The following is a 23083-nucleotide window of genomic DNA, read 5'->3' as shown; positions in this document are numbered from 1 at the left end:
GTTCCTTTATTTTAAGTAATTTGGCCGAGGTATGGAGGCCTTAAATTTTATTAAATGCCAGCTTCAACCATTGCCTGTTGAAAAACATCTTTTGGTGCAATGGCACCCGGTTGTTGAATAACAGCTCCGGCTGCTTTGGCGCCCAATTGAACTGCATCTGCAATTGGCTTACCTGAAAGTCGAGCGCCTAAATAGACACCGTTAAAGGCATCGCCCGCGGATGTTGTATCTATAACGGTGGTAACAGGTATTATTGTGTGACTTTGAAGTGTATTGTCTAATTGTGTAATAACAGACTCAGGACCATTTTTAACAACGATCTCATTAATTTGATATGGTTCTAAGTATTCGATGACCGCCTCAACACTATGTACATTATAAAGTGTTGTTAAATCTTCAACCCCTGGGAGGGTTACATCGGCAATACTAAACGCTAAATGATACTGCGCTTTAGTGTCCTCAACACTCTCCCACAAACGGGCTCGGTAATTAGGATCGAATACAATTTTTACACCAGCGTCTTTAAGTTGCTTTAAAACATCCCAAAACTGGTCGCGTGATTTTTTATCTATAATCGCTAAAGATACTCCTGAAAAAAAGAACATGTCACCTTGGCATAGTTGGCTAACACAATCGGGGGTTAAAAATTCAATGGTTTTTTTTGCTGCTGAATCACTGCGCCAATAAATAAAGCTTCGTTCGCCATGTTCATCTGTCTCAATGTAATACATACCGGGCACTTTGCTTTCGTGACTAAATACGAACTGTGTATCAAGCTGCTCACTTTCAAAGCGTTCACGCATTTTTTTACTTAGGTTGTCTTGCCCTAAAGCTGTAATTACTGACGTATTGACTCCAGCAAAGCAGCGCTTTAAATATACCGCTGAATTGTATACATCGCCTGCAAACGATTGATGCAGCGTAGCAGCACTCATCGCTCTGAGCTCCACCATGCATTCACCCATAAAATAAATAGTATTCATTTTCGAAAATATCCTTTGTAATTAACTTCTATGCACAAACACTGGCGTGTTGGCATAGCAGTTAAAGCAGATTAGTCAGGCTTTTTAAGAGGTTCAATTTTAGGGATTAAAATCCACACTGCAGCCATTGCTATAATGGCAAGTGATGCACCAATAATAAATGCCGGAGCATAATTACCATCAGCGGTTAATATTGGTACCAGTGAAGTAAGGCCTACCGCACCCAGTTTTGCAGCCATGCCTGAAAAACCAGACAAGGTACCTACCGCTTTTTTACCTAGTAAGTCACTTGGTAAAGTTTGGACATTACCAATAGCGGTTTGAAAACCAAACAGAATAACAGCCATTATAAGAACAGCCGTAGTTGGGCCACCTGGGTTTGCCATAGCTAATAATGCAGGGAGCATAATTAAACAGCCAAGCGTAATTGTCAGCTTACGGGTTTTATCAGTATTCCAACCCGATTTAAGTCTGTTTTGAGCCAATAGACCACCAAACCATGCGCCAAACATTGCACCTACATAAGGAACCCAACCATATATACCAATAGATTTAACGTCCATTGCATATACTTCGTTTAAGTAAATTGGTATCCAAAAAACAAATAACCACCAAATAGGATCTATCGCTGCTGATGCAATAATGACACCCCAGCTTTGTTTACGAGAAAGCAACTCGCCAGTAGAAGGGTTGTACTCTTCTTCGTCTTCGCCCGTTACGTCGCCGTTGTCATCAACACGTCTTTGACCGGTTAAAATATATTCGCGTTCTTCTTCGCTTATCCAAGGGTGAGAGCCCGGTGGCGCTTTCACTAAAATCAACCACGGTACTAACCATAAAAAACCCAAAGCACCCACAAAGACAAACACCATTTGCCAGCTAAAATATACCGTTAAGTAAGCAATTAATGGTATTGCTATAATGCCACCAATTGCAGCACCTGAGTTAAAAATACCCTGTGCAAGCGCACGTTCTTTAGTAGGGAACCATTCAGCGTTACCCTTGGCTGCTCCTGGCCAGTTACCGGCTTCAGCTACACCTAAAATGGCACGAAAAATACTTAGACTTAAAACACCTTGCGCAAATGCATGAGCAATTGTAGCCAACGACCACACACCAATTGATAACACAAAACCAAAACGGGTACCCACCCAGTCAAATATTTTACCAAAAATGGCTTGGCCAAATGCGTAGGCAAATACAAACACAATAGAAATATTTGCATAGATTTGTTTACGTTCTAATGCAGATTCATCAGGAAATAGTTCTTCTACAATATCTGGCCAAAGTACACTTAGTGCTTGGCGGTCAATGTAATTTATGATGGTTGCTAACGCGATTAACGCAATAACCCACCAGCGTAAGCCTTTAAGTTGCATAATTATTCCTCAAGAAAGTCTTCACGGGCTGGACTAAAGGTATCGATTAAAATACCACCTGTTGGGCACGTAGCGCCATGATCGGCAAATGGAGGAATAAAACAGCTATCACCCGGTTTTAAAATTTCAGTTACACCGTCAATATTAAAGTGAAACTCGCCTTCAACTACGTAGGTTACTTGTGAGTGTCTATGCGCATGATTATAACCAATTGCGCCTTTTTCAAACCAAATTTTAACGGCCATTAGCTCTTCGTTAAATCCTAACATTTGACGCTTTAAACCATTGCCTAAATCTTCAATTTCAGTTTTGTCGCCAAATGAAAAATGTGCACTTTGCTTTTGCATCCTAATTACTCCTAGTTATTCTTCAACGCATAAACGCCGAGTCGGTCGCTTAAGGTGAATGACTTATTTTTAAATGTAAAATCGTTTTTAGCTGCGCTTTGTGACTTATTAATTGCAACTAAATATGGCGTATTCTTTACGTTTAGTTCAACAAGTATCAAGTCACCCTGTGTGCTGTACGTTAACTCTGAAACACGGCTAACAGCCTCTAATGTGTATTCTTTGCTTGGGTTATATTCACCATGAGGCTCTAGAACAGACACAAACGTGTGTTGTTTTTGCCCTTCTACGCGACGAATAAAACCGTTTTCGTTGCGTAGGTTAAAGTTAGGGTCATTTGCGCCTATTTGAGTAAATAAAAATAACTCGTCGCCGTTAACTAGGCTTGTTTGTGTATAAAAGCGGCCATTATCATTTAACCATGTTACCTTTGCTAACCCCTTTTCAGGCGTTGCTTGTCCTTTTAACCATAGGTGTTGATAACCATTGCTTTCACCTAGAGCCTTTAGCTGCTTTGTATTAGCACGTAAGCTAAAGTTGGTATCAATCAATTGGCCTATATAGTGTAAAGGCAAATCAAATTGATGCGCTTTATTTGCATCTACATCGAACACGTCAAGTGCTACAGTGCTTTCGAGCTCTGGTAAGTTAACAAGTGCTAAAATACGTTTTAATGCAATCCCTTTGTAGGCTGTGGTTATTTCCCCACTTGCGACAGTGCCAAACTCATTGGTTTCAAAAAAGTTAAGCTTAGGATAGTTATTATTTCCTACTTCTACATTGGCATTAAAGTGAGATGTTTCATCTACAACAACGGTATTATGCGCAACAGTATGTTTTGCATAGGTTTCGTTCTCTGGAAGATAACGGCCCCCATACTTAGCTTCTACATTTAAAAAGCGTGCCGCGCCGTAGTCAGATACAATTTCGTTACCATGGTCGTAAAACTGCCACGTAAGCTTATCAAAGTGACCATGGCCTAAACCTTGTGCAGCAGGTTTAAACAAAAGTGCTTGATCACCGCCTACCTTAGTTCGCATAACCACTAAAGCGCCTTGCTCTCCATCGTTACCGTCGCCAAAGGCAACTGATTTGAATATGTATGGCGCTTCATTCTTATCATCTAGCGCTTGAGCCACCTTTAAACCGTCGCCTGTAAGGACTACCTGATCTTGATATTTAGCGATGTCTAGGTAACCCGCATCGTTAGTTAAACCGTAAGCAGCCGTTACACCTTGTACTAATTCAATCGTATCGATACCTTTACTTTTTATGGCATCGTTAATTGGGAAGAACAAACCGTTGTAGCTAAGCTGAATAGTTGTATCAATCGCTTTTAGTAAGATGCCATCGCGGTAATCGAAGATCTTTCTTTGCGGCTCGTTGTTTTCAATTGTTTTTGCAAAGGTAACAAACGGCAGTAATGCAAAACGTTGATAATAAGGTCCTTCGTTGTAATAGCCTTGTGGAGAAAAAAGCATTTCTAATTGCTTAATGAAACCACCTTTGCCCGATTTATTTAAATCATAGAGTGATTTTTCTACCCACTCAGGCTCATCTAACACATAACCTGCCATACCCACACCTGCAGTAGCCCAGGTACCATGGTTATGCACTTTATTAAATGTTGAAGGCTGACCTACTGACGTAAACAATGAAACAGGACGTAATAAATCGTCTTCTATCACTTTTTTATTTTCATCATTTAGCGAATCATGAATTAAGTCATATGCCTGAATTGTATAAACAAGCCACATTGCTTCATTCAAGCTTTGCCAAAAAAACTTACCTGGGTTTTGAGAATTCATTTTACGTTTTGGGTGTAACCCTAGCGTAGGGTAAAGCTCAGCGTATTCAAGCAACATATCGCGGACATAATTTGCGTATTTATCATCTTGGCTTAATTGATAAATAATCCCAGCGTTATACATTAACTGGTAGTTCTTTTTATGACGTTCGTGCGTATAGCCGCCCCCACCATCTTTAGGCACGGGCACCGTAATAGGTTGCATTATTTGCTCGTCTACTTGTGTTTTTAAATTTTTATATGCCGCTGTAAACTGCCCTTCGCCTTTTATTGCTTGGCGCATAAGCTTTACGTCGTCAACTGTAATAACCAGATTTGGATGCGATGCAGCACTCACAACTGACGACAATAATAATGAAAATAAAGCTAAAATAGCGGCTTGTATGTGTGTATTTCGTTTAAATAAATTCATTATTTCACAGCGCCTTATTTATTACGTTGTTATCTTCAAGTATTGCGGTATGCGAGCCTGCGATTCTAAGCTCTTTAACACTTGGAGCGGATGTTGCATCAAATGTGTTGCGCGATACCTCAGTGATTGGCTCACCAACAGTGTGCTCAATTACAACGGGTGCGGAATTAACAAATTCGTTATTTTCAATTTCGGTTAACTGCACTCCATGAACATAAATACTGGCTTTTTCTTTATTGCGTTTTCCAAGGCCAACATTGTTTAGCGTGTTGTTTTTCATTTCAAAGTGAGGGCCGAATGTACTCTCATCTGAGCCGCCTCGGTATAGCTTTAGCAAACCGCCTTTTACATCATTAAAGTTGTTACCAATAACAGTAACGTATTCAGCGTTATAAATACCTAGGTCTTCTATTTCTGTGTTAAGGCGTAATATGTCACCGGTTACGTTGTTAAAAGTATTATTTGTTAGTGTAATTTCATCAGCCATTGCACCTTTACCCGTTACAAAAAAGTGAAACGAGTGATTAATATCTAACTTAATTAACTGCGAGTTACGGATTTCAAAACGGTAGTTATCGACCATACCCCATTTTTGAGTACGTAATACACTGTTGCCTATGGCATCGGGTGCGCTTTCCCCAGAGATAACTAAACCATCTAGTTTTAAGCTACCGCCATCGTGAATTTCAAATAAAGTAGAACGCTGATAAGTAAGCTTAGCTTCACCTGGGTTTTTAGCTTTAATAGTAAGTGCTTTACTAATCTTAATAAGTTTTGATACATCGTATTGGCCATCTGCAAGCGCTAGCACATCTCCAGATTGGGCGTTATTAATTGCATTAAGTAAGTCGCTTACATTTGCTTTAACTTGATGCATTTTACCTGAGTCAAACTCAACAACCTGCGCTATTTTTGGATACCAACTAACGCCGGTATCGTCCTTTTTTAGCACCTTTAAACCACGTTTAGCACCTGCTTTCACATTACTTGATTTAGGGTAAAGTAAGCCGTTACTTGCTTTGCTAAGTGTTACATTTTGCTTTTTAACACCATAAGCAAGCTCTTTTAATACCGTGGTATTTGCAACGTTATTGGTCAAAGCAATACCACTTACATCATCGAACGTAGTAAATGGCTGCTCGCCATTTTGATTAATAATCAGGTTATTTTTCATTACGCTGTTAATAGGTGCAGCACTTCGCTCTGCATCGCTACCTGCAGCAAGTTGTACATGGCTTACATTTACAAAGGTGTTGTTTTCTAAGGTTGCGTTTTCAACTTGGTGGTAACGGTTAATTGGCGAGTTTGGTACACCGTTCATAACGGTAAACCCACTACCAAATCGGTAACCTGTGAGCCCTTCAAGGTAGTTATTTCTTACAATTTGGTCTTTATTGATAATACGAATACCGCCAGTGTGGTCTACGCCATTACCAAAGAAGATGTTCTCTTCAATTACATTGCCATTACCATGGCGAAGGGTTAACGTACCGCGAGATTCAAAAAATACGTTATTACGAATTTGGTTTTTACCTGATTTTACCGAAATGATTTCTACTTCGCCGTTAGTGCGTTCAAAATAATTGTTTTCAACTACTGTAAATGAATCACTTAGTGAGTAATGACTGGTGCCAATACGCAGGGTTTCACCGCCGTTAGAGCCAAAAGTAGGACGGTAACCAAAAAAGTTATGATCTATTTGATGATAATTTTGCTGGCTTTGTTCGCTATTTAATCTTACAGCAACCGTAACACCTTTATTTCTTTTACCTACTAGGTGACTATGATCAAATCGGTTGTGTTGGCCATACAACGCTACCCAGTAATCTGACTCTCGTTTATCTGGATTATTATAATTATCGATTACAACATTGGTAACTCGTGAATGGTAAGCTAACTCTTTTTTATTGCGACGAAACTCTATTACTGCTGAACTTGGCGTATAACCCTCTTTGAAAACTAAGCCCGAAACCTCAAGGTACTGGCCCGCAAGACGAAGATTAGATTGGCCTGATAAAATAACCTTGCCGTGTGTTTCGGCTGTTAACGTAATAGGTGCATTTTTTGTGCCTTGACCTTGTAATAAAATTTCGAAATCAAGCCAAGTTCCATTTTTAAGAACAACCTTATCGCCTGCAACTAAGTTTGCCGCAATATCGTTAAAATCCTGTTTGTTGTCTAAAAAATAATCTTTGGCCGCTATTTGTGCAGATAGGCAACCGATGAGAACTAGACTAAGCTTTATTGTACTAATCAAACGCATAGTTAACTCTTTTTCGTTGTGACTAAGTAAATGCGCTGTCAGGGGTTACTGTGCTGACAATACATAAAGACTTAAGTCGATTGGTGTCATGTGTGTTTAAGCGCTTTAAATTAAAAAAACTTAAAGCGCTTTAGAGCTAAAAATTACTTTTCTAGTTTTTTGAAGTAATCGAAAATTTCTGGCACGTTACCTTGGCCCATACCTGCGTCAAATGCTGCTTGTAAGTTAGCAGACGACCCTTCAGCAATTTTTGATTGAGTGCCTAAGTCTTCAACCATTTGTAAAAAATAACCAAGGTCTTTATTTGCATTAGCAATAGAAAAGCCAAGGTCGCTTACGTTGTCTACTGCATAGTTTTTACAAAAATGCATGAATGGAGAATTTGACGGGCCAGTAGACATAATGTCGAACAACTGTTGACGGTCAACACCAGCAAGTTCTGCAACTGCAAATGCTTGAGACATAGCACATACGGTTGTCATTCCCATAAAGTTATTGATCAGCTTTGTCGTGTGGCCAGCACCTAAATCACCTAAGTGAAAAACGTTCTCGCCTTGATCTTCTAACACTGACTTCACTTTGTTAAAAGTTGCCATGTCGCCAGAAGCCATAATATTTAATAAACCATCTTTTGCATGTGCAGGTGTACGACCAAGCGGTGCGTCAATCATACCAGCACCTTTTGCAGCTAAATCAGCGCCAATTTTTTTAGTTGAAGATGGGATTGATGTACCAAAGTCAACAAGTACTGCGCCTTCTTTAATGCCCGCTAAAATACCGTCGTCAGCGTAAACTATTTTTTCAACAACAGCTGACGTTGTTAGACAAAGCATTACAATATCTGCACCTGAAGCTAGTTCCTTTGCTGTGCTTGCTGTTTTTGCGCCTCGAGCGACACATGCAGCAACTGCATCCTTACTCAAATCCATAACAATCAGCTCATAGCCTTTGTTTTGTAAATTTTCGGCCATATTGCCGCCCATAAGGCCTAGACCGATGAAACCGATTACAGGTTTTGACATGAATAACTCCTAGATATGATGGCGCAAACTTTTATGAGAGTGAGTAATTATTTACCCCATAAAATAGGTACGCTCTGTCTTTATTTAATTCAGTAGAGCCACTTTATTAAATAAATAGAATAAGGTTTGTACTTGTTAAAGTAAGTAAAATGGCTTATCTAACTCTCATTAAACGCAGCATTTTTTATCTCTTATTTACTTATATAATCATGTGTAACTCTGATTATTTACTAAGCCATTTAGCAACAACGCTCAGGAGGTTACCAATTGGTATGTAAAAACATTATTACCAAACGCCTTTATTGTCAACCAATAAGTTGTTTTTTGTAAGCTAAAAAGTTACAACCAAAAGCTAATAGAAATAATATAATTCAATAAATACAATATGATAAAAACTATTAAATTAAATTTTTATGTCAAAACGATGTTAAATAATATTTAAACGAATAGGCCTTGGGAGGTTGACCAATAAGCACAAATAATTGGCTAACCAGCCATATGAAAAGCCAAAATTGGTAATTAAGTTAAACTGTTAACCCATATTTCAACAACAGATGATTCAATTCGACAGACTTTAATATTAAAGAAAGCTTTTTTGCTTGTAATACATATTTCCTGCCCTCATATAGTTTAAAACTTATAAAATAATCAGCTGTCTCTAAATAAGTTTTTAGAAATCGATATAGCCGATGAATTACATCAAAATAAAGCCTGAGGTTCCTTAAATGCGCTTATTACACACTATGCTTCGCGTTGCTGATTTAGAAAAATCTATCGCGTTTTACACCCACATTCTCGGCATGAAAGAGCTGAGACGCTCTGAAAATGAAGAGTACCGCTACACTTTGGCTTTTGTTGGTTATGGCGATGAAAAAGATACAACCGTACTTGAGCTCACATATAACTGGGATCAAGATAACTATAGCCTAGGTGATGCCTACGGACACATCGCAATTGAATTTGATGATATATACAAAGCATGCGATGACATAAAAGCCGCTGGTGGTAATGTAAGCCGAGAGCCCGGTCCAGTTAAAGGTGGAACAACTCAAATTGCATTTGTTAAAGACCCTGATGGGTATGCAATTGAACTTATTCAGAAAAAATCATAAATAATTTCGGGTGGTATTTTACCCATAAAAAAAGGTGCCTTGAGCACCTTTATCGTAATTGACTATCTTTACTACCACGGCGATTAAACGCGTTAGAATTACTTGGTAGCCCTTCTAATTCCGCTTGGCATGAAATGCAGTAGCGCACACCTGGTAACGCTAACCTTCTTGCTTGTGGTATCGTCTCGTCACACTCATCACAAAGCTCAGCGCTCGCTCCTGAAATTAGGTTACTTCTTGCGTATTGCACTGCATCATTAACACTAGCATCTATTTGATCTTGAATTGCGCCATCACGCGCCCATCCACTTGCCATAAATCCTCCTCATTCTTTGGAAGCTTTATGCATGCTAACAAGTAGAATATTTATAAGCCCTGAATAAAAAATACAGATACTTTAATTAATACCAATTCGCTTAATTTATTGAGTTATTTTGAGGGTAGAAAAATGTTTTGGTAGCAATGCAAAAAATCGTTCTTTGTTTTTTCTAAATAAGAGTTTTTAACGTGGATTGTGACACGTTTAGCTCAGCAAAATGATTAAGTATTATTGCGGGTTGGTATAAATGTTTTTAGAGCTGTGATCTGATAGAGCTAAATATTTAACTTTGAAAGGTAATTTATATATGACTATGGGAAATGCTTTGTGAGGTATGTTTAAATCTTAATAACACTGACCTACTTTAGAAAAGTAAATGGCGTCCCCAAGAGATTAGTACTCTTGATAACGTCGTGCATAAAGAGTGCGGTGTTACGCTGCTTTATACTGCACTTAAAATAGTAGATGGCGTCCCCAAGGGGATTCGAACCCCTGTTACCGCCGTGAAAGGGCGGTGTCCTAGGCCTCTAGACGATGGGGACACTAAAAAGTGTCACTAGGACAACTGAAAATTTAGACTCGATTCAGACGAGCTTTAATAACACTACCTTACTGTATAATAGTAAGTGGCGTCCCCAAGGGGATTCGAACCCCTGTTACCGCCGTGAAAGGGCGGTGTCCTAGGCCTCTAGACGATGGGGACACTGAAAAGTGTCACTAGGACAACTGAAGGTTTAGACTCGATTCAGACGAGCTTTAATAACACTACCCTACTATATAATAGTAAGTGGCGTCCCCAAGAGATTAGCACTCTTGATAACGGCGTGCATAGAGAGTGCGGTGTCACACTGCTTTATACTGCACTTAAAATAGTAGATGGCGTCCCCAAGGGGATTCGAACCCCTGTTACCGCCGTGAAAGGGCGGTGTCCTAGGCCTCTAGACGATGGGGACACTAAAAAGTGTCACTAGGACAACTGAAAATTTAGACTCGATTCAGACGAGCTTTAATAACACTACCTTACTGTATAATAGTAAGTGGCGTCCCCAAGGGGATTCGAACCCCTGTTACCGCCGTGAAAGGGCGGTGTCCTAGGCCTCTAGACGATGGGGACACTAAAAAGTGTCACTAGGACAACTGAAGGTTTAGACTCGATTCAGACGAGCTTTAATAACACTACCCTACTATATAATAGTAAGTGGCGTCCCCAAGGGGATTCGAACCCCTGTTACCGCCGTGAAAGGGCGGTGTCCTAGGCCTCTAGACGATGGGGACACTAAAAAGTGTCACTAGGACAACTGAAGGTTTAGACTCGATTCAGACGAGCTTTAATAACACTACCCTACTATATAATAGTAAGTGGCGTCCCCAAGGGGATTCGAACCCCTGTTACCGCCGTGAAAGGGCGGTGTCCTAGGCCTCTAGACGATGGGGACACTAAAAAGTGTCACTAGGACATTTGATAAGTTTAACTCATATCGTGAGTTTCTAAGGTAATGCGTATTTTACAAGTAAAGACTCGAGCTTTAAGTGTTACGCTACTCTCTTGGTATAACCACCTCTAGTATAAACTAGATGGCGTCCCCAAGGGGATTCGAACCCCTGTTACCGCCGTGAAAGGGCGGTGTCCTAGGCCTCTAGACGATGGGGACGCAGAAAACTGCTACCCTAGGACAAACACTAATAATTGGTGGAGCTATGCGGGATCGAACCGCAGACCTCTTCACTGCCAGCGAAGCGCTCTCCCAGCTGAGCTATAGCCCCAACTTAATCAACACTCGCCGTAATAAGTACGTCGTGTATTGCTTAGTGCGGGGCGCATTCTATGCACCACCCAAAATAAAGTCAACAGTTTTTTATCCCGCTTTATTTAAATGGTTTAATTTTCAACAAACTGGCTATCAAGCATGCTAAAAAACACAATTTGATTAAAATCATTACCCTAATGCGACTCACCTACACTTTTATTTTATGTAGCGTTACCAGTCAGTGAATTGTAAATCACTACTCTCCCCTCAAAAGGTATACATTTATATGCAATTCAAACTTTGCAAATGTAATTTAAAGAATACTCACCTAACATCGCACTTTCGTTCCGACAGACCAATTAACTAAACGTAGTAAAACAATAAATGATTTCTATGATTGCGCTTTAAAATATTTTTCTTTGAACCGTATTTTATTTGTTAACTTCTCAAACCGGTAACAAAAAGTATATCCCCTCATTAGGGAGCGATTAAATGGCCAACAAAAAACAATCGCTTGTATATTCCCCTAAGAAGAACTGGATAGATGCAAATGATATTTATAAATACCACAAATGCGCCACATTTTTATACTACCCAACATATTCTGCCTATTAAATAGACGCAAGCTATATCCTGTTGTTTATAAAACCTTCATTCAGTACATTTTTATCATTCAAGTGTTGACACATTTCCAACTCTATCTATAATAGCGCCCCACAACAACGCAGCAATGTAATGTTGTTTAGATGCGGGTGATTAGCTCAGTTGGGAGAGCATCGCCCTTACAAGGCGAGGGTCACTGGTTCAAGTCCAGTATCACCCACCACTTTTTATAAGTGTTCGCATCTAAATTCTATATGAGCATCAGCTCAGCTAGAAAAGAGAACATCACTGCTACTGACATGTAACAGCGATGTTTACTGGTTAAAGTCCAGTACTATTTATTTAATAGTAGCGCTATAAATTATATATGGGTGATTAGCTCAGTTGGGAGAGCATCGCCCTTACAAGGCGATGGTCACTGGTTCAAGTCCAGTATCACCCACCACATATAAAGCCTATTATATAAATAGTCATTTAAATTGTAATTTGGGTCGTTAGCTCAGTTACAAGAAAAGAGAACATCACCGCTATTTACAAGTAACGGCGAGATTCACTGGTTAAAGTCCAGTACTATCTATACAGTTAGTAGTATGCAATATGGGTCGTTAGCTCAGTTGGGAGAGCATCGCCCTTACAAGGCGAGGGTCACTGGTTCAAGTCCAGTACGACCCACCATTCTCAGAGTGGTGATATTACAAAAATTTAAATGAGTCATTAGCTCAGTTAGAAAAAGAGAGCATTACCGAGGCTTATGAGTAACGGTGAAGTTCACTGGTTAAAGTCCAGTACTATTTATTTTAGTAGTAGCGTTTAATTTATATGTGGGTGATTAGCTCAGTTGGGAGAGCATCGCCCTTACAAGGCGAGGGTCACTGGTTCAAGTCCAGTATCACCCACCACATATGAACCTATTATTGTATTAATAGTCACGTTTTAAATTTAATATGGGTCGTTAGCTCAGTTGGGAGAGCATCGCCCTTACAAGGCGAGGGTCACTGGTTCAAGTCCAGTACGACCCACCATTCTTAGAGTGGTGCATATTAAATATATAATTTGGGTGATTAGCTCAGTTGGGAGAGCATCGCCCTTACAAGGCGAGGGTCACTGGTTCAAGTCCAGTATCACCCACCAAATTATATTAAGTCATACCTATTATATGTGGGTGATTAGCTCAGTTGGGAGAGCATCGCCCTTACAAGGCGAGGGTCACTGGTTCAAGTCCAGTATCACCCACCACATATAACTACCTCTTTAATATCTACTCTAAATTATTTTTCTACTTTTTATAAACGCTTATCTGCATAATTAACTCAGCCATCAGAAAAAAGAGCATCACTGCCCTTTAGGCATAATAATTTAATCACCACAGCCTAATATTTAATCCCTATTCAAATTGCAAATATAACCCGTCATTACAGCACTGAATAAAAATGACACTTTATGACCATATAAACGTATTAGTTAAACCTAATTACCTAATAAATACAGCTAACATTTAAATTCCCTTGTAAGCAGCTAAACTGTTGATTATAGTCTGTGTTAAAAGTGATAACGCTTAAGCCAATGCCAACTAAGATATTTTCAAAAGCCAAAATACTAATAGTCGAAGAGCAGCCACTTGCTCAAAGCTATATGAAACAATCGTTAGAAAGACTTGGCTTTCGGCAGTTGAGCTTTGCTGATCATGCCAATTCAGCAAAAGAGCAATGTTTAAGTGAATCGTTCGATTTAATTGTGTGTTCCTTCAACTTAAATAAACACCAAGACGGTTACCAGTTATACGAAGAGCTAAGAGTTAAACAACTCATAAAAAACTCTACTGGCTTTATCTTTATTTCAGCTGAAACAAGTGGCTCATTAGTACACAGTGTACTTGAGCTTCAACCCGATGACTTTTTGGTTAAGCCTTTTACAGCGCAAGAACTAAAGACCCGAATTGAACGTATATTAAAGCGTAAACACGATCTTCAAACCGTATACACGCTCATCGATGATGGTAACGACTCAAAAGCCATAAAATATATTGATGCGGCTCTTGAAAGAAAAGACAATAATTACAGCCCTATTCTACTTCGTCTGAAAGGTGATGCTCTTCTTCGGTTAAAACGCGCCCAAGAGGCCAAAGACTTTTTTAAATCTGTGCTCGATATTCAAAAATTCGCCTGGGCTAAAGTGGGGCTAGTAGAAGCGCTTATAGCCAATAACGAGCATATTTTGGCGCAACGCATGTTAAAAACCATGCTAGAACGCCAAGAAACCCGCCTTGTTGCATTAGACTTACTAGGCCGGTTAGAAATTAAACTGAATCAATTTGAATTAGCCCAAGACTTTTTGAGCCAAGCAGCCACAATTGCGCCACGAAATATATCGCGTCAAAAATCGCTAAGCACGGTCTCGTTAATTAATCACGACTACGAAAAAAATTACCTAACACAAAAAGATATAGCAAACTTTGCTAAGCACTCTATTTACGATCATCCCGATATATACTTAAATGCGGCTCGAGCAGGAATTGACTTTGCTTTAACGACAGATCAAACCGATCAGGTGCAGCGCATTTCTAGGCAAACAAATAAATATATAAACGATTTAAAAACCCAATTTCCTAACAGCACTAATCAATCGCAAATTGATGTGCTTAATGCGCGGCTTCATTATTTAAAAGATGAACATCAAAAAGCTAAGAAGCTCATCGAGCAATTAGAAGATGACGACTCAATAATCCGTTCAGTCGATGGCGCACTTGATAAAGCAAAAGCCTTTCATGAGCTAGGGTTTCATCAAAAAGCACAAATGTTATTTACGCAAATAATTAATCATTGTGAAAGACACCCGACTACGAGCGAACCCACCTATTTACGTTATATACAACAACAGCAAAGTGAACGACGTGATATTAAAATGGGACCAAAAGAACTTAATAACCATGCTGTGACCCAGTTTAACAAAGGCCAATTGAATACAGCACTAGAAGCATTCACGCATGCGTTCAGAGTGATGCCACGTAATCAAAGCATTGCACTTAATTTATTACAATGCTTATTTGATTCAACCAAACAAAGTGGCAGTTCATTGAATATCGGGCTTGCTAAAAAGTGCTACACCTTATTAGACAAATCCGATTTGCCTGCCGATCAAGCGCAGCGTTTAGATAAAATTATGAATCAAGCAAAAGAGATGAAGCTAAACCTCAAAGACTAAAGCTTTTTCATTGCGGCGCCATTAACGCAGTATCGAAGGCCCGTTGGTAATGGGCCATCTGGAAATATATGCCCTAAATGCGCATCACACACATTGCATACAACCTCTACACGCTCCATGCCATGGCTAAAATCACGTACATAGCCAATTGCTTCTATACTTGCCGGCTGAGTAAATGAAGGCCAGCCAGTTCCGCTTTCAAACTTTTCGTCAGCATCAAACAATAAATTATCACAACACACACACACATATTTACCAGGCTCTAACAATGTACAACTACCAGACATATCAGGGCGCTCTGTTCCTTTCATACGCGTTACATAGTATTCGTTTTCTGACAATTGTTTACGCCATTGTTCATCTGTTTTAGTAACTTTTTTACTCGGTGTAGGATTGCCATTTTTGGCAAAATTAATCACATCGTTCCATTTCAACATAATAACCTCATGAAAACCTGTATTACGAATAGGGTAAATAATCTGAGCTCTGGATAATTAACGTTTATAAATCAAAGATCAGGTTATATAACTAGACCTTTTATTACGTGGTGAAATGGTGCGTCGATCAAGCTTGTTCAAAGGTAATCGTTTGCTTTTCCGCAGTAGTAAAAATCCGCTGCATGAACGCCTCTAACTCCGCTTTTTTAACTGGTAAGCTAACGCTTAGTTGCCGATCATTATTGCTACAAATAATAAGCTCATCATCTTTGCTTACTACGCGCTCAATACTTTGTATAACCAGCCAATTAGGACCATGTTTTTTATCAAAAAAGCCCATTAAGCTAAATACTAATAAATGCTGCGCATCGCGTTGAACAAAATGCTCTAAGCGATTTCGCGCTTTAAATAATGGAGTAAGTCTATACATGCTAGAACAAAACACAAACACCCATACACCTATCAACATTTTAAACCACATAACGTCTGATAACTCATAGCCAAGCATTAAACCAACAAGCACAAAACCAATGAGTGCAATTATTAATGCTATTTTTTTGTTTACTGCGTCCACTATGAATCCTTTTTAAGATGTTTTTTATCATCTGATGCTTTTTCTGTTGGCTCAGGCCAATCTTTAAAAAACACAGTTAAATACCGGCTTTTAACTAAATACCAAAGCACCCAAAACACAATAACCATTTGCACCGCTAAAAAAAGCGAAAACCGATAATGGCTATGTGCCGCTTGTACTATTAACCACGTTAAATCTATCAGCGCACAAACAATTAATGGCCAGCGCATATGCCGCCAAATACTTGCCAACCGGTCAGTGGCTATATGTGAATCACGTGGACGGCGCAAACAAAATAACAATGTAGGAATTATCGCAATACTGCCAATAGCAATGGCAATAAAAAAGTCGCTTTTAGATCTAAAAAATAACGACATTAAGTCAAGCTCTGGTCGGCGGCTTAGTGCCGCAATAACCCAAATAAAATAAGCACGCAGCAACACCACTACACTTAAGTGAAACGCAACAGGAGTACGATAACTCCCGTATTTATCCCAGTATTGGGGTCCGTATCGGCTCATTGCTACTTTCCTAACCGTTATGCTTTTTAAGCAGCTCGATTAAATCATCCTCTGTCAGGACATCTATTCCTAAATCTTGAGCCTTTGTGAGTTTAGAGCCCGCTTTTTCACCCGCTACTAAGGCATCGGTTTTAGCAGATACACTGCCTGACACCTTCGCACCTAGCTGTTGTAAGCGCGCTTTTGCATCATTGCGATTAAGTGTGTTAAGCGTACCTGTAAGTACATAAGTAAGCCCTGCTAGCGGTTGGTCATCCTCCGATGGTGCACTCAGCGCAGGCCAATGTATGCCTTGCTCAATAAGCGCATTGACGACCGCTAAATTGTGCTCTTCGTCAAAAAAACCTCGCACATGCGATGCCACAATATCACCTACATCGCTTACTTGTGTCAGGCTATCGACACTGGCACTAATAATATTCTCAAGCGTTAAAAAGTGATTTGCTAAATTTTGTGCCGTTGCCTCACCAGCCTCTCGTATACCCAATGAATATAAAAATTTAGCAAGCGTGGTGGCTTTTGCTTCGTTTAAAGCAGTGACCAAATTTTTAGCCGATTTTGGCCCCATGCGTTCAAGTGATTCAAAATGGCCTTGCTTTAGTATAAATAAATCAGCGGGTGTTTTTATAAGCTCACGGTCCACTAATTGATCAACAATTTTATCGCCAAGGCCATCAATATCTAATGCTTTGCGAGATGCAAAGTGCTTTATAGCTTGCTTACGCTGTGCCGGGCACACTAAACCGCCAGTACAACGGGCTACAGCTTCACCTTCGACTTTTTCTACATGGGAATCACAAATTGGGCAAGCTGATGGAAACACAATATCTCTTGCTTCTGCGGGTCTGCGATCGAGCACTACCTGCGTTATTTGCGGAATTACATCGCCAGCACGGCGAATAATCACCGTATCACCAACTTTAACACCTAAGCGAGCAATTTCATCACCGTTGTGAAGCGTTGCATTAGACACCGTTACACCGCCTACAAATACAGGTTCTAAACGAGCAACAGGCGTAATTGCACCCGTGCGCCCAACTTGAAACTCTACATCAAGTAGTTGAGTAACTTCTTCTTGCGCCGGAAACTTATAAGCAATAGCCCAACGAGGCGCACGCGCCACAAAGCCCAAACGCTCTTGTAAGGCTTTATTATTAACTTTTATTACTACGCCATCAATTTCATATTTAAGCTCACTACGACGCGTTAAAATATCACCATAGTAATCTAAAGCAGCTTGTGGCCCTTCCACCAGCTTTGTTTCTGGGCAAAGGGGTAAACCCCAATCAGTTAGCTTTTCTAATTGCTGAAAATGATCATCAGGAATTGAGCCATCGGCAACCAAACCAGTGCTGTATGCATAAAACATCAGTGGGCGTTTGGCGGTGATTTTAGAGTCTAGCTGACGCAAGCTACCTGCAGCTGCATTACGTGGGTTTACAAATACTTTTTCGCCACGCTTTTGCGCTTCACTATTGAGCTTTTCAAACCCTGCGCTATCCATGAATACCTCGCCACGCACTTCAAGCTCTTTCGGGAAGTCTCCACGTAATTTAAGAGGCACGTTACGAATTGTTTTTACATTTTGAGTGATATTCTCACCAGTAAAGCCATCACCCCGCGTTGCGGCTTGTACCAACACTCCATCACGATAAATGATCGACACAGCCAAGCCATCTAACTTGGGCTCACAGCAAAAAGTAAGATCATCGGTGCTCATTAAGCGATCTTTGATTCGGCGATTAAAGCCTGTAAATTCGTCTTCGCTAAACGCATTATCGAGCGATAGCATGGGCACTTGGTGGGCGACTTGCTCAAACTTGCTAAGCGCTGCGCCACCTACTTTTTGAGTCGGTGAATCGGCAGATAAAAATTCAGGGTTTTGTGTTTCAAGCGCACTGAGTTCGCGTAATAGCCTATCGTATTCAGCATCTGGAATGCTTGGGGTATCAAGCACATAATAATTGTAATTGTGCTGCTCTAATAGGGTACGAAGATGATTAATTTGCTCACTAATGCTGCTAGACATTTAAACCTCAAAAAACATAAAAAAGCCACTTTGACGATATCGCCCAGTGGCTTATAAAAATTATATATTACAAATTGTTACGCTGAAAAAGCACGAACCTGCTCAACATACTGTCTTACACGCTCAACACTCATTTCTTCGCGCTCTGCGTCTAATATATGCGCGCCGAATTCGTCGGCTATTTTTTTAGACGCACTGTGCAACATATTAAACGCTGCTAACCCGTCGCCGTCACACGGTAAGGTCATGAATAAGCTGACCCCAGCGGTGCTAAACTGTTCCATATTATCTATATCGAATGTCCCTGGGTTGTACATATTAACCAATCTAAACAACACAGGTCCTTGGCCTGCGGGGTCTAAATGACGGTTAAAAAAGCCTTCCTCTGAGTATTTAAAACCGAGCGTATTTACAGCGGGTAATAACTTGCTGCCTTGCATAGTTAACCCTTCAGGCATTTGTATATGTACAATAACAAAATCCGGTACTGGCTCCTGTGGTTGTTGATCAGTTTGCTCAACCGACTCTAAATCATCAACAACACTTAGATCGTCCTCAATAGGCACCTCTGGCACGCTAGACTCTATTTGAGGCTCATTAGCATCAAAGTTAAGCTCCCCTAACTGTGGCTCGTCACGTTCACTAATAACCGGTTCTTTTTGCTCAGTTTTTTGACTATATGAATGAGATGAAGCTGCGGGGCTTTCTTGGAGTGGTTCAACCCGTTCTTTAACAGACGTATCTGGGCTGTCTTTTTTTCTTACAGACCATAAACCATGGACTAATAAGCCACCAATGACAATCACACTGATAATGATTAAAACCCATCTTAATTGTTCGGCCATCCCCTCACCTTTTATTATTTGTTATGCCTAAACTCTGTATATTAATCAAAAACTAATACACGTGTTATAAAAATTTATGCGTGTGCAAGTTGCACCGCTTGCTCAATATCTACAGCAACCATTCGTGATACACCTGGCTCTGCCATGGTAACACCGGTTAAACGCCCCGCCATCTCCATTGCAATTTTGTTATGACTTATATAAATAAATTGCACTGATTGTGACATTTCTTCTACCAAACGGCAAAAGCGTACAACGTTTGCGTCATCTAATGGCGCGTCAACTTCATCCAGCATACAAAATGGCGCTGGATTTAGCCTGAATATAGAAAACACTAATGATAATGCCGTCAGCGCTTTTTCTCCACCACTTAACAAGTGAATGGTTGAATTTTTCTTACCTGGCGGCCGTGCCATTATACTAACACCACTTTCAAGTAAATCGTCACTGGTTAATTCCAAATACGCACTACCGCCACCAAAAACTTTAGGAAACAGCTGCGCAAAATCTTCGTTTACTTGATCAAATGTGGCTTTAAAGCGTGTTTTTGTCTCGGTATCAATTTTTCGAATAGCACCTTCAAGGGTATTTAACGCTTTGGTTAAATCCTCTAACTGGTTATCTAAATACTCACTTCGCTGTTTTGCAACGTCAAACTCTTCTATGGCTGCTAAGTTAACCGCACCCAGCTTGTCTAGCTGATTTGTAATACCTGTTAATTGGTTTTGCGCTGCATTTAAGGATAAGTCGTCTGGTAATATTTCAAGTACTGCTTTTAGGCTTTGTTTAAGCTCATCTAATGGCTCAAGTGAAGATTGCGCCTTTATTAATAAGCTCTGCTCTTCAAGTGTTAATTTTTGATGTTGTTCTTGAAGTCCTTGCAGCTCACCCTGAGAATTTTTAAGGCTAGCTTGCTTTGTATTTAAGGCATCTTTAGCTTGTAATAAATCGTTTTGTAATTGCGCTAGTAATTGCTCGCCATGTTGATGCGTTTCTAATAACGTTAAAATTGATTCACTGAGTGTTTCTTCTGGAATAAGTAGCGTCTCTATTTCCAAAACTAATTCTTCAGCTCCTTGTTTTGCCTCATTATAGGCTTGCTCTGCATGGCTTAGTTTTGTTTGGCTTAACTGCCACTCACTGCGTGCTTTTTGCTGACTTAAACTAGCCTGATGAGCCTGCGTTTTGTATTGCTCTAGCGCACTGAATGCTTGGCTATAATTTTTATCACTTTGCATGCGCTCATCATTAGCAGCCTCAGTTTCATCTATTAAATTAAATTGCTGCTCAGCAAATAGTTCATATTGCTCTGTTTGTTCTTCAAGCTGTTTATTAAGGTGCAAAAGTGACGCACTTATCGTTTGCTCTTGAGTTTTTATTTTTAATAACTGGTGTTGATATTGAGTGACTTGCTCTGTGAGCATATCGCTTCGGGTACTTGAAATAGCAATCTGTTGGGCAAGCTGATGAATAACGTCTTTAAGCGCTTTTTGCTCGGTATTAAGCTCTGCTTGTAGTGCAATGTATTGTTCAAGTTCGCTTGTCACCTTTTCAAGATCACTTTTAGTCTGTGTAATCTCATAGGTGTACTCGTGAAGTTGCTTATGTTTAATTAGCAATGAGTTGTTTGTGTTGCTATCCGCGTTTACGTGCCAATTACGGCCATGCAACGCGCCGTTTTTATCCATCACCGCAATGTAATAGTCATCGTTTAACACCGTTAAATCGGCGTGTTCACTGTAAACAATTCGTGTGAGTAAATCTGGGTATACGCCAGCGGTAATATAATCAGCCAGGCTTGGCTTAAGTAAAGACTGATTGCTTGGCCATACGCTATTAGGTGATTGCTGCTCTGTGACGCTTAAATCTGTAAGCGACTTAAGTGCTTGCTCTATTAATGGCTCAAAACCATCTTGCACTATTAGTTGACTTAAGAGTCCGGCTGAATCAGTGACTTCTTCATCCAACCCCAATGCACTTTTAAGCCCTGCAATACGTGCGCTCAGCTCATTTTCTTTTTGTGTCAGCGTTGTATGGTGGTTTTGAGTTTCATTAACTTGCTTATTTTGTTGAGTCAGTTTAACTTCACATTGCGAAAGCGCACTTTGATTTTTTGCAAGCTCCTCAGTAAGTGTTTGGCGCTGCTGTTTTTGCTCGGCCAGCTGCTGTTCTATATTATTTTTTTTAAGTTCATCAAGCTGCGAATTTAACTGGCTGAGTTGCTCATTAACATGATTTATTTGCTGTTGCGTGTGCTTTATTTCACTACTTTGCGACTGCACCTGAGTATTAAATTGCTGCTGTTGTTCGTTGAGTGTTTGCCAATGCGAATAACTCTGCTGCTTAGCGGCCTGTAATCCCTCAAGTTCAAATGACAATTCACTCACTTGCTCTTCGCACATTAAACTGCTTTCTATTGCCGCTTGCAGTGCCTCATCAAGTTCTTCGCATATGTGCTGCTGTTGCGCTTTTTGATCAAGGCTGTCTGTTTGACGTTGTTGTAATTTTATTAAGCTTTGCTTAAGTGATTGTATTTGTTGTTTAATACTGATTTTTTGCTGTTCGGCTCGAGTTAACTCGGTATGAGTAATATGTTGCTGATGCTGCGCATCACTTAATTTATCTTGCTGAGCTTGTACTTCGCCTTCAAGTGTTGCGAGCACATCATCGTGCCCTGAGTGGGCTGTTTTAAAAAAGCTTATTTGTTCATTAAGCTTTCTTATTTGCTCGCTTTTGTCTATTTGTTGCTGATGCAGTTTTTGCCATTTTAAAACAGCTATTTGACCTTTTAATGTGCGCTCTGTTGCTTTGAGTTCACGGTATTTTTTTGCGTCAAGTGATTGAACTGCCAATTTATCGAGCTGACTTTGCAGCTCTTTACGAACATCTAATAAACGTTCTAAATTTTCGCGGGTACTTTTTATCCGCGTTTGCGTTTCGCGGCGGCGCTCTTTGTATTTAGATACGCCCGCGGCTTCTTCTAAAAACACGCGCAGCTCTTGAGGTTTACTTTCAATTAAGCGCGATATCATCCCTTGCTCAATAATCGCATAACTGCGAGGACCAAGACCCGTGCCTAAAAATATATCGGTTATGTCTCGTTTACGGCATTTGCTGCCATTTAAAAAATATAACGATTGCCCATCGCGTGTTACTAAACGCTTAATCGCTATTTGATTTCTATCGGCAAAGGTATTTTTTAATTCTTGCTCGCCTAATGAATTATCAAAAATTAGCTCTACTGAAGCTTGCGAAATGGCTTTACGATTAGTTGACCCATTAAAAATAACATCAGTCATGGCATCGCCACGCAAGTTTTTAGCTGAGCTCTCGCCTAGCACCCATCGCACTGCATCAATAACGTTAGATTTTCCACAGCCGTTTGGCCCAACAACGCAGGTCATTTGATCTGGAAATGGAATTTTAGTGGGCTCTACAAACGATTTAAAGCCCGCTAATTTAATAGTGCTTAAGCGCATCT

15 protein-coding genes and 15 tRNA genes are annotated in these 23083 nt (G+C 40.1%); 9 read left to right on the top strand and 21 right to left on the bottom strand.

The features are described 5' to 3' along the window. Window positions 1–50: 50 nt before the first annotated feature. From ATS76_RS14655 to ATS76_RS14630, 6 genes are all read right to left on the bottom strand, one after another. Entirely contained in the window at window positions 51–983 is a 933-nt protein-coding gene (locus ATS76_RS14655; RefSeq protein WP_058552677.1) for a sugar kinase, read from the bottom strand. A gap of 71 nt (window positions 984–1054) precedes the next feature. Continuing rightward, a complete protein-coding gene (locus tag ATS76_RS14650; RefSeq protein ID WP_058552676.1) occupies window positions 1055–2362 on the bottom strand; it encodes an MFS transporter in 1308 nt (435 codons plus the stop codon). 2 nt (window positions 2363–2364) lie between these two features. Continuing rightward, on the bottom strand, window positions 2365–2709 hold the full coding sequence (locus ATS76_RS14645) for a cupin domain-containing protein (RefSeq protein ID WP_058404113.1): 345 nt from the start codon (window positions 2707–2709) through the stop codon (window positions 2365–2367). 11 nt (window positions 2710–2720) lie between these two features. Then, entirely contained in the window at window positions 2721–4928 is a 2208-nt protein-coding gene (locus tag ATS76_RS14640; RefSeq protein ID WP_058552675.1) for a heparinase II/III domain-containing protein, read from the bottom strand. 4 nt (window positions 4929–4932) lie between these two features. Continuing rightward, window positions 4933–7191 carry a polysaccharide lyase 6 family protein gene (locus ATS76_RS14635; protein WP_058552674.1) on the bottom strand — a complete coding sequence of 753 codons (2259 nt, stop codon included), beginning with the start codon at window positions 7189–7191 and terminating at the stop codon, window positions 4933–4935. Between the two features lie 143 nt (window positions 7192–7334). Further along, window positions 7335–8213, bottom strand: coding sequence for an NAD(P)-dependent oxidoreductase (locus ATS76_RS14630; protein ID WP_008131457.1), 879 nt, complete (start codon window positions 8211–8213; stop codon window positions 7335–7337). 725 nt (window positions 8214–8938) lie between these two features. Here ATS76_RS14630 and gloA point away from each other — a divergent pair. Beyond that, window positions 8939–9325, top strand: a complete 387-nt coding sequence (gene gloA, locus ATS76_RS14625; RefSeq protein WP_058552673.1) for a lactoylglutathione lyase — start codon at window positions 8939–8941, stop codon at window positions 9323–9325. A gap of 49 nt (window positions 9326–9374) precedes the next feature. Here the strand turns inward: gloA and ATS76_RS14620 are convergent, their stop codons facing one another. The 9 genes from ATS76_RS14620 to ATS76_RS14580 all read right to left on the bottom strand — a co-directional run bounded on the left by ATS76_RS14620 (window position 9375) and on the right by ATS76_RS14580 (window position 11408). Then, on the bottom strand, window positions 9375–9641 hold the full coding sequence (locus tag ATS76_RS14620; protein ID WP_058404109.1) for a DksA/TraR family C4-type zinc finger protein: 267 nt from the start codon (window positions 9639–9641) through the stop codon (window positions 9375–9377). A 469-nt stretch (window positions 9642–10110) separates the two neighbouring features. Continuing rightward, window positions 10111–10186, bottom strand: a tRNA-Glu gene (locus ATS76_RS14615). An 85-nt stretch (window positions 10187–10271) separates the two neighbouring features. Next, window positions 10272–10347 (bottom strand) — tRNA-Glu (locus ATS76_RS14610). A gap of 174 nt (window positions 10348–10521) precedes the next feature. Further along, window positions 10522–10597: transfer RNA gene (locus ATS76_RS14605), tRNA-Glu, on the bottom strand. An 85-nt stretch (window positions 10598–10682) separates the two neighbouring features. Beyond that, a tRNA-Glu gene (locus tag ATS76_RS14600) sits at window positions 10683–10758 on the bottom strand. Window positions 10759–10843: 85 nt separating this feature from the next. Then, window positions 10844–10919, bottom strand: a tRNA-Glu gene (locus ATS76_RS14595). Between the two features lie 85 nt (window positions 10920–11004). Further along, a tRNA-Glu gene (locus ATS76_RS14590) sits at window positions 11005–11080 on the bottom strand. Window positions 11081–11220: 140 nt separating this feature from the next. After that, window positions 11221–11296, bottom strand: a tRNA-Glu gene (locus ATS76_RS14585). Window positions 11297–11332: 36 nt separating this feature from the next. Next, window positions 11333–11408, bottom strand: a tRNA-Ala gene (locus ATS76_RS14580). Window positions 11409–12142: 734 nt separating this feature from the next. On the opposite strand from ATS76_RS14580, the gene ATS76_RS14575 reads away from it, so the two are divergent. The 8 genes from ATS76_RS14575 to ATS76_RS14540 all read left to right on the top strand — a co-directional run bounded on the left by ATS76_RS14575 (window position 12143) and on the right by ATS76_RS14540 (window position 15196). After that, window positions 12143–12218 (top strand) — tRNA-Val (locus ATS76_RS14575). A 146-nt stretch (window positions 12219–12364) separates the two neighbouring features. Then, a tRNA-Val gene (locus ATS76_RS14570) sits at window positions 12365–12440 on the top strand. A gap of 154 nt (window positions 12441–12594) precedes the next feature. Next, a tRNA-Val gene (locus ATS76_RS14565) sits at window positions 12595–12670 on the top strand. A 148-nt stretch (window positions 12671–12818) separates the two neighbouring features. Continuing rightward, a tRNA-Val gene (locus ATS76_RS14560) sits at window positions 12819–12894 on the top strand. A gap of 47 nt (window positions 12895–12941) precedes the next feature. Next, a tRNA-Val gene (locus ATS76_RS14555) sits at window positions 12942–13017 on the top strand. A 33-nt stretch (window positions 13018–13050) separates the two neighbouring features. Beyond that, window positions 13051–13126: transfer RNA gene (locus tag ATS76_RS14550), tRNA-Val, on the top strand. A 29-nt stretch (window positions 13127–13155) separates the two neighbouring features. Beyond that, window positions 13156–13231, top strand: a tRNA-Val gene (locus tag ATS76_RS14545). A gap of 327 nt (window positions 13232–13558) precedes the next feature. Then, the gene (locus tag ATS76_RS14540; RefSeq protein WP_058552787.1) at window positions 13559–15196 is read left to right on the top strand and encodes a response regulator; all 1638 of its coding nucleotides are present in this window, start codon (window positions 13559–13561) and stop codon (window positions 15194–15196) included. On the opposite strand, the gene msrB is transcribed toward ATS76_RS14540, so the two are convergent. The 6 genes from msrB to ATS76_RS14510 form a co-directional block, all read right to left on the bottom strand. Beyond that, a complete protein-coding gene (gene msrB / locus ATS76_RS14535; RefSeq protein ID WP_058552672.1) occupies window positions 15193–15633 on the bottom strand; it encodes a peptide-methionine (R)-S-oxide reductase MsrB in 441 nt (146 codons plus the stop codon). The genes ATS76_RS14540 and msrB overlap by 4 nt on opposite strands. Window positions 15634–15760: 127 nt before the next feature. After that, on the bottom strand, window positions 15761–16207 hold the full coding sequence (locus ATS76_RS14530) for a hypothetical protein (protein ID WP_058552671.1): 447 nt from the start codon (window positions 16205–16207) through the stop codon (window positions 15761–15763). Next, window positions 16207–16728, bottom strand: coding sequence for a DUF2919 domain-containing protein (locus tag ATS76_RS14525; protein ID WP_058552670.1), 522 nt, complete (start codon window positions 16726–16728; stop codon window positions 16207–16209). Before ATS76_RS14525 ends, ATS76_RS14530 begins: the two co-directional genes overlap by 1 nt. 10 nt (window positions 16729–16738) lie before the next feature. Continuing rightward, window positions 16739–18757, bottom strand: coding sequence for an NAD-dependent DNA ligase LigA (gene ligA, locus ATS76_RS14520; RefSeq protein WP_058552669.1), 2019 nt, complete (start codon window positions 18755–18757; stop codon window positions 16739–16741). 77 nt (window positions 18758–18834) lie between these two features. Further along, the gene (gene zipA / locus ATS76_RS14515; protein WP_058552668.1) at window positions 18835–19602 is read right to left on the bottom strand and encodes a cell division protein ZipA; all 768 of its coding nucleotides are present in this window, start codon (window positions 19600–19602) and stop codon (window positions 18835–18837) included. A gap of 74 nt (window positions 19603–19676) precedes the next feature. Next, complete coding sequence (locus ATS76_RS14510; protein ID WP_058552667.1) at window positions 19677–23081, bottom strand: chromosome segregation SMC family protein; 3405 nt, start codon at window positions 23079–23081, stop codon at window positions 19677–19679. Window positions 23082–23083 lie beyond the last annotated feature (2 nt).

The organism is Pseudoalteromonas sp. 10-33 (genome assembly GCF_001469195.1).
Classification (GTDB): Bacteria; Pseudomonadota; Gammaproteobacteria; order Enterobacterales; family Alteromonadaceae; genus Pseudoalteromonas.
The sequence above is the reverse complement of the archived record's forward strand: the minus strand, read 5'-3'. Positions and strand labels throughout refer to the sequence as shown.